General features: G+C 33.3%; 8 protein-coding genes and 1 pseudogene. 6 read left to right on the top strand and 3 right to left on the bottom strand.

Going from position 1 to position 12,098, the window contains the following annotated elements:
- Position 1 precedes the first annotated feature (1 nt).
- Entirely contained in the window at positions 2 to 1,165 is a 1,164-nt protein-coding gene (locus tag CD113_RS01730) for an ABC transporter permease (RefSeq protein WP_002463791.1), read from the bottom strand.
- 5 nt (positions 1,166 to 1,170) lie between these two features.
- Positions 1,171 to 2,606: pseudogene (locus CD113_RS01725) on the bottom strand (ABC transporter permease).
- Between CD113_RS01725 and CD113_RS01720 the strand changes: the two are divergent.
- From CD113_RS01720 to CD113_RS01705, 4 genes are all read left to right on the top strand, one after another.
- Positions 2,605 to 4,197, top strand: a complete 1,593-nt coding sequence (locus tag CD113_RS01720) for an ABC transporter ATP-binding protein (RefSeq protein WP_002463787.1) — start codon at positions 2,605 to 2,607, stop codon at positions 4,195 to 4,197. The pseudogene CD113_RS01725 and the gene CD113_RS01720 sit on opposite strands and share 2 nt — an antisense overlap.
- 225 nt (positions 4,198 to 4,422) lie before the next feature.
- Positions 4,423 to 5,136, top strand: a complete 714-nt coding sequence (locus CD113_RS01715; protein ID WP_002463785.1) for an SDR family NAD(P)-dependent oxidoreductase — start codon at positions 4,423 to 4,425, stop codon at positions 5,134 to 5,136.
- A 160-nt stretch (positions 5,137 to 5,296) separates the two neighbouring features.
- The gene (locus CD113_RS01710; RefSeq protein ID WP_002463783.1) at positions 5,297 to 5,710 is read left to right on the top strand and encodes a MerR family transcriptional regulator; all 414 of its coding nucleotides are present in this window, start codon (positions 5,297 to 5,299) and stop codon (positions 5,708 to 5,710) included.
- Positions 5,703 to 6,260 (top strand): NAD(P)H-dependent oxidoreductase, encoded by a 558-nt coding sequence (locus CD113_RS01705; RefSeq protein ID WP_002463780.1) that lies wholly within the window; start codon positions 5,703 to 5,705, stop codon positions 6,258 to 6,260. The genes CD113_RS01710 and CD113_RS01705 overlap by 8 nt, the downstream gene beginning before the upstream one ends.
- Before the next feature lie 333 nt (positions 6,261 to 6,593).
- Here CD113_RS01705 and CD113_RS01700 read toward each other — a convergent pair whose 3' ends face one another.
- Positions 6,594 to 6,893, bottom strand: coding sequence for a cupin domain-containing protein (locus tag CD113_RS01700; RefSeq protein ID WP_142380893.1), 300 nt, complete (start codon positions 6,891 to 6,893; stop codon positions 6,594 to 6,596).
- 1,065 nt (positions 6,894 to 7,958) lie between these two features.
- Here CD113_RS01700 and ptsG point away from each other — a divergent pair.
- Both ptsG and CD113_RS01690 read left to right on the top strand, forming a co-directional pair.
- Positions 7,959 to 10,004: a glucose-specific PTS transporter subunit IIBC gene (gene ptsG, locus CD113_RS01695; RefSeq protein WP_002463776.1), complete on the top strand. Its 2,046-nt coding sequence runs from the start codon at positions 7,959 to 7,961 to the stop codon at positions 10,002 to 10,004.
- A gap of 275 nt (positions 10,005 to 10,279) precedes the next feature.
- Positions 10,280 to 11,923 carry an alpha-keto acid decarboxylase family protein gene (locus tag CD113_RS01690; RefSeq protein WP_002463773.1) on the top strand — a complete coding sequence of 548 codons (1,644 nt, stop codon included), beginning with the start codon at positions 10,280 to 10,282 and terminating at the stop codon, positions 11,921 to 11,923.
- Positions 11,924 to 12,098: the final 175 nt, after the last annotated feature.

The following is a 12,098-nucleotide window of genomic DNA, read 5'->3' as shown; positions in this document are numbered from 1 at the left end:
TCTAATGTATTTTTGGATCTAGTGCATCGCGCACTGCATCACCAATAAAGTTAAATGCTAAAACTACAAGCATAATACAAATACCGGGCACAATAGCTAAATTACTATGTGTTTCCAAGTAGTTACTACCTGTACGTAAAATGTTGCCCCATTCTGCAACATCTGGTGCCACACCTAAACCTAGGAAACTTAAACTACTTGTTGTTAAAACAACAACACCAATATTTAACGAAAAACGTACAATCATAGGTGCAATCGCATTAGGTAAAATATAACGTCTTAAAATGTTCCATGTATTTTCCCCAGTAATACGTGCTGCATCTACATATTCTAAACGTTTAATCTCTAAGACACTTGCACGCATCGTTCTAGCAAAAGAAGGAATATTACCGATACTTAATGCAATAATTAAATTTGTCGTACTAGCACCGAAAGACGCGATAATGGCAACTGCTAACAATAATGCTGGAATTGCAAAAACAACATCTAATATACGCATGACTAAATTATCAATACGGTCAAAGTAACCTGCAATCATTCCTAAAATAACACCAAATATCACAGCGATAAATACTGAAATAATAGAAATTGAAAACGTTAGTTTTGTACCTATGACAATGCGTGTAAATAGATCTCTGCCAAAGTCATCAGTACCAAATGGATATTCTAAACTCGGTGCATGTAGTAAAACATCGAATTGATTTTTAGTAGCTAATTCTGTATCAAAGGTAAAAGGCGCTACTATCGATAATGTCAACATAACAACTAAGATAAATAAACCAAGCATCGCAATACGATGTGTGACTACTTTATTAATAAATGCTTCCCAGCCATTATAAATATGTAATGTTGAAGTTTGTTTATAACGAACTACACTAATTAACATTAATAAAGCAAATAAGTTTCCAGTCACCGTCATCAATAGTAATAACACAATGACAAGTGAACGCCATACTGCGTGATGCTGCCATGAAGATTGTGTCATAACAATAGTGACAATAGCGATAACTAAGACAAGTAACAATATTTCAAAACTATAAAATGTATCGACGACATAGCCTTTAAACAAATTAAGCAAACTTAGCGTAAAAACAACAAGGTATGTTACTATGCCATATCCTGCAAATAATGTTAAGGAAGTACGCTTTTTTATTACATTTGACATACTGATCACTTCCTTTCTCTAAGTTCGCTGCGAAGTTTTGGATCTACTAACGTATAAAAAATATCTATCACTAAATTGGCAAGTGAAATAACGATTGAGATATAAACGACCCCAGCCATAACTGCTGGTATGTCAGGAACAAGTTGTTTTTGAACAATGTAACGACCAATACCATTAATATTAAACACTTGTTCTGTTACTGCTGAACCACCAAGTAACTCTGCTACAAGTAAACCAATCAACGTGATAATTGGAATAATGGCATTTTTCAAAATATGCTTTAAGACAACTTGAGAAGTGGATAAACCTTTAGCATATGCGGTCATAATATAATCACTACGCATCACTTCTAACACAGACGATCTTGTCATACGTGTTATTGATGCTGCAACACTCGTACCAATAACTAGCACAGGTAAAATTAATGATAGTGGATTTTCCGGAATATAAGATGGCGGGAAAATATCTAACTTAAGTGAAAAAGCTAAGATAAATAATAGTCCTTGCCAGAAACTAGGAATAGATAAACCAATTAAAGCGATTGTCATTAATACAATATCCAACCAACTATTGCGTTTAATCGCACTAACAATACCTATTGGAATAGCAATAATCAAAGCGATAAATAAGGCAATAAGCGTCATGATAATCGTAATAGGAATTCTGTCACCTACTGCTTGTGTCACCACTTCGTTACCTTTGTATGTCTTGCCCAAATCGAATGTAAAGACACCTTTAATGGCATCCCACAGTTGAACAATATAAGGTTCATTCAAATGATGTAATGTATTAAACTGCTTAATCTGTTCTGCCGTAGCATTTTGACCTAAGACACTGTATGCAGCATCTAATGGTGAAAAATACAAAATGGTAAAAACGCTAATAATGACACCAATAATGACGATGACCGCCATCATGATACGTTCGAACATGTAACGCACAATCGGATTGATATAAAATGTCAACATAATAAATAACGGCAACGCTAAAATAAATTTAATGATGATAGCATGATGAAACAACGTGTATTGGTAATAAGATGCCAAATTTGTTGCGTTATCTTCACCTTTCATATGTTGGCGATGTTGTTGGTCAAAGATTTTTTGCGCTTCTTTACGAATTATTGCTGGCGACTGTTGTTTATTTAAGTATTGATATTTTTGTTGCAACGCATATTCAATGTCGGAAATTTCAGAATTATTACGTTGCACACGATGCTTGCTCTCAATCAATAAATATTTAACAACCGTGTAAAGCCAAACTGGTAAGCTTAGCAATATCATAATGATGCGATAAAATGCTTTAGAATATAACTTTTGAAATACTTCGTAATAAATATTTATGACAATCACTCCTTGTAAAATAATGTCGAGTGGATTACTATGTTATACAAAGTATAGAATAATTTTTCACTTTTGTGAATAGGGAGGTTCAATATCATGACAAATTTATTATCAGTTAAAGATTTAAATGTCACATTTAATTATGATGACGCATCTAAGCATGTCGTTAAAGATGTATCATTCGACTTACGTAAAAAGCATATTTTAGCAATTGTCGGTGAATCAGGGTCAGGTAAAAGTATTACAGCGAAATCAATTTTAGGATTGTTGCCAGATTTTCCCGAGCATACATTAACAGGAGATATAATTTTTGATGGTCAAAAATTAACAGATTTGTCTCTGTCATCTTTACGTCAAATTCGTGGCAATGATATTGCGATGATTTTCCAAGATCCGTTATCATCACTTAATCCACGTACAACAATTGGCAAGCAAATTACCGAAGTTTTATTCCAACATAAACAAATTTCAAAACATGATGCTAAAGCAGCAGCCATTGATATTTTAGAAAAAGTTGGTATTAAAGATGCTGCAAAAAAATTCAATGCTTATCCTCATGAATTTTCAGGTGGTATGCGTCAGCGTGTCATGATCGCTATTGCCCTAATACTTAAACCACAAATTTTAATTGCTGACGAACCAACGACTGCACTTGATGTCAGTACACAAAATGAATTATTAACATTGATGCAAGAATTATACGAATATACTGAAACGTCAATTATTTTTATTACACATGATTTAGGTGTGGTTTATCAATTTTGTGATGATGTAATTGTTATGAAAGAAGGTAGCGTCGTTGAACGTGGTACTGTCAACGACATATTCACAAATCCTCAGAATCCCTATACACAACGTTTAATTGATGCCATTCCAGATATCAATCAAACTCGCCCTCCACGTACATTGGCAAATGACCCACTAATAAAATTTGAACACGTCAGTGCCGATTATATAGACGATGATGGCAAACCATTTAGAGCTGTTAATGATATTAATTTATCCATATTAAAAGGTGAAACATTAGGCATTGTTGGCGAGTCAGGGTCAGGTAAATCAACACTTGCTAAGACGGTCGTCGGTCTAAAGGACGTGTCACAAGGTATCGTTTGGTACAATAACGTACCGCTCAATTTATTTAGTAACAAAGAAATGAAACCATTAAGACAAGATATACAAATGATATTCCAGGACCCATTTTCATCAATCAATCCACGATTCAAAATAATCGATGTCATTAGTAGACCTTTAATCGTCCATCATAGGGTAAATAATAAAAAAGATATCACAGAAAAAGTTGTTACCTTATTAGAAAAAGTAGGATTAGATCGTAGTTATTTATATCGTTATCCTCATGAATTATCTGGTGGACAACGTCAAAGAGTGAGCATCGCTAGAGCACTTGCAATTGAACCTAAAGTCATTGTCTGTGACGAAGCTGTATCAGCACTAGATGTTTCTATTCAACAAGATATTATTCAATTATTAAAACAACTACAACTAGAATTCGGTATCACATATCTTTTTATCACTCATGATATGGGTGTTATTAATGAAATTTGTGATCGTGTAGCTGTGATGAAAGATGGTCGAGTTGTTGAACTTAATACAACTGAAGCCATCATTAAACATCCTCAATCTGCTTATGCACAACAATTAATTTCAGAGATACCTGTTATTCCAAGGTAATTGCTGTTATCAATGATGACAATAATATTGAGTTATATTGATGTATTTGTGTTAGTGACCGTCATGATGAGCAATACTCAGCTCTTAATGCCATACCTTAGTTATATATGCATACACGTTATGAAAAGCGTTTTACCGTACCACACGATATCTTTGTTAGTTTACACTATAAATGCTATAGTATGTTTAATTTTAAAAAGCGAGATACATAAAGGAGCTTAACCTATGGTACAGAAAGTATTAATTACAGGTGGCAATAAAGGTATTGGATTTGAAAGCGCACGAAAATTAGGCAACTTAGGTTGGCATATTTTACTAGGTGCTAGAAACGAGCAACGTGGTAAAGCAGCTGTAGAAAAACTTGAACGTGAAGATATTACTGCTGAGTGGATTCACATTGACTTAAATGATTTAGATACGATTCACACTGCAGCGCAACATATTACAGAACATCATTCAGATATAAATGTATTAATTAATAACGCAGGTATTCCCGGTAAGATGGATGCCACACCTTTAGAAGTCACAGCTGATGAATTAAAGTCAGTCATTGATGTTAATATTATTGGCAATTTTGAGATGATTAAGACATTCACACCTATTTTAGCTGTTAATAAAGGAACGATTCTTAACTTAACGATTCCTTCTAAGTCTAGTCGTTTCTTCCATCCATTTAGTTACACTGCTAGCAAATCATCTTTAAATGCTATGATTAGAATGTTTGGTCAGTACTATAAGAAAAAACATATTCCTATTAACATCTTCGGATTAATGCCTGGTGGTATCACTACTGATTTAAACAATCACATGAAAGGTTTTTACATGCGTACAGTGGATCAAGGTGCACAAACAGTAGTTAACGTCCTAACAGACAAACGTAATTATAATGGTAAAGTCATATTCAGATTCACACCATTCTCATTGTTTAACAAGAAATAATGTAGCACTTTATGGCGGTAATCATTTTATTAATGAAAATACTAGCAAAGCCCCCTTACTCTTTTATGTAGTGAGGGGGCTGTTTTTAGTGATTATAGAAAACTCATTGACTTTAAAGTTAGGTTTAATGATAGCCTTTATTAAAAGGAGGTTCGTTCACATGCGAATTGATGACGTTGCACAAAAATTAAATATCGCTAAATCACAAATTAGATATTATGAAAAAATCGGTTTGTTAACAGTACCCAGGGATGATAATCAATATCGTTACTTCGATGATGCTACTATCATTGATTTGAAAATGATAATAGACTTAAAAACTTTGGATATTGAATTAAAAGATATTAAATACATTATTGAATTATTCCACATGCCAACTACTGAAAAATGTAATTCAGATTCATTAACTTATATGGCTAAAATTATTAAAGAAAAAGAAGATGAATTAAATAATCAATTATTTATCCTTAATAAACTTAAAAACATTTATAGTCTGTCTGAGAACAATCAATATTCACTTAATAAAAAAGTTATTTTAGATGAATTAAACCAAAGGAGATTAAATGATGATTAGTATTATTTATGGTGGTAATCAAACTGGAGTATGCTTTGATTTATATCAATCAATTTTAGCAAGTATAGATAATGACGACATACATGTATTTAATTTGCAACAAGCACATTTACCATTAATATTACAAAATGGCTATCACACCGAATTAACCAATCAACATAAAAATATGCTAACAATTTTAAATCAATCTGATACATTGCTATTTATTTATCCACTTTATTGGTTTAATGTTCCACCTATATTAAAAAGTTTTATCGACCATGCATTTTGGCCGGAACATTCATTTAGCTTCAAACATAAACTCTATTTTAAAAAAGGGATGTGGAAAAATAAAAAAGCCATCATTTTATATACACAAGGCGGTCCAGAAATTCTCCATAGATTCAAACGGCGTATGGGATATCACGTACTTAAATACCCTTTAAATTTATCAGGCATATACAAAATCACGACTCTTCATATTGATAATTTAAATAGAAGTTCCAATACAGAAAAAAATATTGCAACCAAAATTAAACAGGTAACCATGAAAACTATAAAAAATTTATAAATACTATATTAGAATCAAAAATAGCCCCCTTACTCTTTTATGAAGTGAGGGGGCTTTGTTAGTTATTATAGAAAACTCATTGACCTTAAAGTTAGGTCTAATGATAGCATTATTAAAAGGAGGTTCATTCATATGCGAATTGATGAAGTTGCAACAAAATTATTTCTAATAACTTTAAGATATTTATGACGTTAAATCTTTATTTATTCATTTAGATGGAGTTTACGTAGTTTCTCTATTTCCTCATCTTGATTATCTTTATCACTTTAATAATATTTTCATCAACGAGAGTAAGTATTATTTTTTAATCTTTTTCCACCATAAAGCTCTTCTTTATGCATAACTGACAATTAATTCAATATCACCTTTAAATGTAATTGTTTTGTCATCATTAGTAAGTATGAAATGCTGACCCTTCTCTATATTATATTTTTCATTATCAATTGTAACTGAACCATTACCATCAATAACAGAAACTAAACAATATACATTAGGCTTTATATAACCAAATTTCCCGTCTACTTTCAACTTGTATACTGTAAAAAATTCATTTGATACAAACTCAGTAAATTTTTGTCCTTGGTAGTTATATTCTTTAGGTGTGACATTAGGATTTTTCTGGTTATATTGCAACAATAACTTAAGTAAATAAAGTTGTATATCCATCAATATCAATAAGTGTAAATAAAGGAACGAGGTCTCTAATTATTCAACGCCTCATTCCCTTTATTTTTTTATTAAATAATGTTATTATATAAATATAAAAACTCCTAACCACTTTTAGCTGCGCGATTAGGAGTAAAACATGGCGCATATTACACTTTTTATATGTCAATATGTATCATAACTAGACCATTTTTATGCCTCTCATACTCTTTAGTATGGGAGGTTATTTCTTTCTACATAACAATGCGACTAGATATATTGTCACAATAACTTGTATAAACAACGTTATATGTATTTCAATATTGATAGCCATAAGTACCACCTCGCCTTCATAACTAAAATATGGCTGGTTAGTGATACACATTGGTAAATCGGCCACCAAGTTTTATAAAATAATTATACACGTTTAAAAATAATATAAAAGTTTAATTAAATTATTTTTAAATATTTAAGTAGCTTAACTTTTATGATTTTTATTTTTATCTCTACTTTTCTCAATTTTTAAATTTCTGTACTACTGCACTACTTTTCTCCATTCTCTAATCTCTTTTCTGCCTAATCAATTGTCTCATTTCTTTATAGGCCACCTCTCTAACCTACCAAAAGGGCACAACATATTCTTCACGCCACTGCATCTTATTAATTTTACATATAAATTTATGACAAATTAACAACATTTGAATTAAATTAACAAACTATATTGAAAACGCATACTTAACCATGATAAAATAAAAGTATAAGGAAGTAAGATTCTAGTCATTACACTTAACATTGTTTAATGTTTTATATTAATTTCATATACTAACGTGTTACTAAGTGAGATTAGGCATGAGTTAATAAGTACTGTGTACGTATATTAGTTATGGATACGGCTTATTTACTCATGCTTTTTTTATTGAATCTTATCAATTAGGCTTCAAATAACGCTGACTGAGACATCTGATTTAATTTTTCATACATATCGTATTGTCAATGTGATGTTCGGTCTCATTTATTCGAATGCCAAGACAATATTATTTGGAGGTTAGACAAGTGAGAAAGAAATTGTTTGGTCAATTGCAACGTATTGGTAAAGCATTAATGTTACCTGTTGCTATTTTACCTGCAGCCGGATTACTATTAGCTATCGGTACTGCCATGCAAGGTGAATCATTACAACATTACTTACCTTTCATTCAACATGGTGGCGTTCAAACGGTCGCAAAATTAATGACCGGGGCTGGTGGCATTATCTTTAATAACTTACCTATGATCTTTGCTCTCGGTGTCGCTATTGGTTTAGCTGGCGGTGATGGGGTGGCAGCCATTGCAGCATTTGTAGGTTATATTGTTTTAAATAAAACGATGGGTGATTTTTTACACGTTACACCTAAAAGTATCGGAGATCCATCTAGTGGATATGCTAGCATTTTAGGTATCCCAACGCTGCAAACAGGTGTCTTCGGTGGTATTATCATCGGGGCTTTAGCCGCCTGGTGTTATAACAAATTCTATAACATTAACTTACCGTCATATCTAGGTTTCTTTGCCGGTAAACGTTTTGTACCTATTATGATGGCAACAACATCATTTATCTTAGCATTCCCTATGGCATATATTTGGCCATATATCCAAACAGGTCTAAACGAATTCAGTACTGGTTTATTAGATTCTAACACTGGTTTAGCTGTATTCTTATTTGGTTTCATTAAACGTTTATTAATTCCATTTGGTCTACACCATATCTTCCATGCGCCATTCTGGTTTGAATTTGGTTCTTGGAAAAATGCGGCCGGTGAAATTATTCATGGTGACCAACGTATTTTCATCGAACAAATTCGTGAAGGTGCGCATTTAACGGCTGGTAAATTTATGCAAGGTGAATTCCCTGTCATGATGTTCGGTTTACCTGCAGCAGCATTAGCAATTTATCAAACTGCCAAACCAGAAAATAAAAAAGTCGTGGCTGGTTTAATGGGTTCTGCTGCTTTAACATCATTCTTAACTGGTATTACTGAACCATTAGAATTTTCATTCTTATTCGTAGCACCACTATTATTCTTTATCCATGCTGTACTTGATGGTTTATCATTCTTAACATTATATTTATTAGATGTTCATTTAGGCTATACTTTCTCAGGTGGATTCATCGATTACGTCTTACTAGGCGTCTTACCTAATAAGACCGCATGGTGGCTAGTCTTTCCTGTAGGTTTAGTTTATGCAGTGATTTATTACTTCGTGTTCAAATTCTGTATTATCAAATTAAAATACAAGACACCTGGTCGTGAAGATAAACAATCACAAAGTTCACAAACTTCTGCCACAGAGTTACCTTATGCTGTACTTGAAGCTATGGGTGGTAAGGCTAATATTAAACATTTAGATGCTTGTATCACTCGTTTACGTGTGGAAGTCAATGATAAAGCTAAAGTTGATGTTCCAGGTCTAAAAGACTTAGGTGCTTCTGGTGTCCTTGAAGTCGGTAATAATATGCAAGCTATCTTTGGTCCAAAATCAGATCAAATTAAACATGAAATGCAACAAATTATTAATGGTCAAGTGGTTGAAAATCCAACTACTTTAGAAGATGATAACGATGATGCTATTGTCGTTGATGAAGACGCTAATGCAACTGGCAGCTTACGTCATATCGTTGATTCACCATTATCTGGTGACATCATTCCTTTAGCAGATGTTCCTGATCAAGTATTTAGTGAAAAAATGATGGGGGATGGTATTGCCATTAAACCAACAATTGGTGAAGTTCGCGCACCATTTAATGGTAAGATCCAAATGATTTTCCCAACTAAACATGCCATTGGTTTAATTTCTGATAGCGGTTTAGAATTATTAATTCATGTGGGACTAGATACTGTTAAATTAAATGGTGAAGGCTTCGCTTTAAAAGTTGAAGAAGGACAAGAAGTAAAACAAGGCGATATATTAATGACTTTCGATTTAGACTATATTCGTAACAATGCTACAAGTGATATTACCCCTATTATTGTTACACAAGGCAATATTACAGACCTTGATTTCACACAAGGCGAAAGTGGTTCTATTTTATTTGGCGATCAATTGTTCGAAGCAAAATAAATCTAATATATAACAATATAGGCGTTAACCTAAGCGATTTAGGTTAACGCTTTTTCACTTTAAATTCAATACAATGCTAAACCATTTGTACGCCATATTTTACGGTTCTCTAACAAATTGGACTGATACATAAAAAATAGAGAACCTATTTCCCCTATAAAACATTAATTATACGCTATTGTTAGCGTTTACACAACAAAGTCAATATACTTGACCTTACATAATAAGTGAGACTATCATTATAAATGTAAATATTAAGAAAAGGTGGTTTTGTTATGACCAAACAACGCATTGGAGCTTATTTAATAGACACTATTTATCGAGCTGGTGTCGACAAAATTTTTGGTGTTCCTGGAGATTTCAATCTTGCTTTTCTAGATGATATTATCGCTAACCCACACGTGGACTGGGTGGGTAATACAAATGAGTTAAATGCTAGCTATGCAGCAGATGGCTATGCTCGCATTAACGGACTTGCTGCCTTAGTTACTACATTTGGTGTCGGAGAATTAAGTGCTGTCAATGGCATTGCCGGTGCCTATGCTGAACGTGTCCCGGTGATTGCCATTACTGGTGCCACTACACGTCAAGTAGAACAAGCTGGTAAATATGTTCACCATTCTTTAGGTGAAGGTAAATTTGATGCTTATCGTCAAATGTTTGCTCATATTACAACAGCACAAGGCTATATTACACCTGATAATGCAACAACAGAAATACCTAGATTAATTGATGCCGCAATCAATGAACGTCGTCCTGTACACATTCATTTACCTATTGATGTTGCTTTAACTGAAATTGATATTGCTGAACCATACAACCCTCAACCTCAAAAAGATGTGGATGCATCTCATTACATTCAACAATTAGCAGCTAAATTAGCATCCGCTTCACAACCTGTCATTATCGCTGGACATGAAATTAATAGCTTCCATTTACATAAAGAACTAGAAGCTTTTGTTGATGCTACCAACATACCAGTTGCGCAATTGTCATTAGGTAAAGGTGCATTTAATGAAGAAAATTCACATTATCTTGGAATTTACGATGGAAAAATCGCTGACGATAACGTTCGCCAATATGTCGACAATAGTGACCTCATTTTAAATATTGGAGCCAAATTAACCGATTCAGCAACTGCTGGATTCTCATATCAATTTGATATTAACGATGTCATCATGTTAAATCACAAATACCTTAAAATAAATGATGTTACAATAGAAGATGTCCCATTGCCATCATTACTTCGACAACTAAGTGCCATGACATATCACAACCAAGCATCTTTCCCTAGTTACCAACGTCCTGAGAAGCACCACCATACTGTTAACTCAGAACCATTAACGCAACAATGTTATTTTGATATGATGCAAACATTCTTGAAACCACATGATATTATCATCGCTGAACAAGGTACGTCATTCTTTGGTGCGTATGATTTAGCATTGTCTCAACAGAATACGTTCATTGGACAGCCTTTATGGGGATCTATCGGCTATACGTTACCTGCAACGTTAGGTAGTCAACTTGCTGACCAACAGCGTCGTAATATATTGTTAATCGGTGACGGTTCACTACAATTAACGGTACAATCCCTTTCAACAATGATCAAGCAACGTATTAACCCAATCATCTTTGTCATTAACAATGATGGTTACACAGTGGAACGTCTTATTCATGGTATGTATGCATCTTATAACGATATTCACATGTGGGATTATAAGGCCTTGCCTGCTGTCTTTGGAGGCAAAGACGTTCAAGTTCACGATGTAGCTTCTAGCAAAGACTTACAAGAGACATTTAATCGTATTAATACTCACCCAGATGTCATGCATTTTGTGGAAGTGACAATGGCTGTGGAAGACGCCCCACAAAAACTCATCGACATCGCCAAAGCATTTTCAGAACAAAATAAATAATATTAAGACGTATGGTTCACATTAATAACTGATAATAACTATTATGATAGCAATCTAATCAAATAATTTCTCAGAGATATGCGTTTATAATGATTGACGGTGTGGACCATGGATATACAGTGTTGATTTTGGGATAACAGCGTTATATACATTGTTTAGTAGCTACTGTCTTGTA

This window comes from Staphylococcus simiae, from assembly GCF_002902085.1.
Taxonomy (GTDB): Bacteria; Bacillota; Bacilli; order Staphylococcales; family Staphylococcaceae; genus Staphylococcus; species Staphylococcus simiae.
This window is presented reverse-complemented; position numbering and strand designations above follow the sequence as displayed.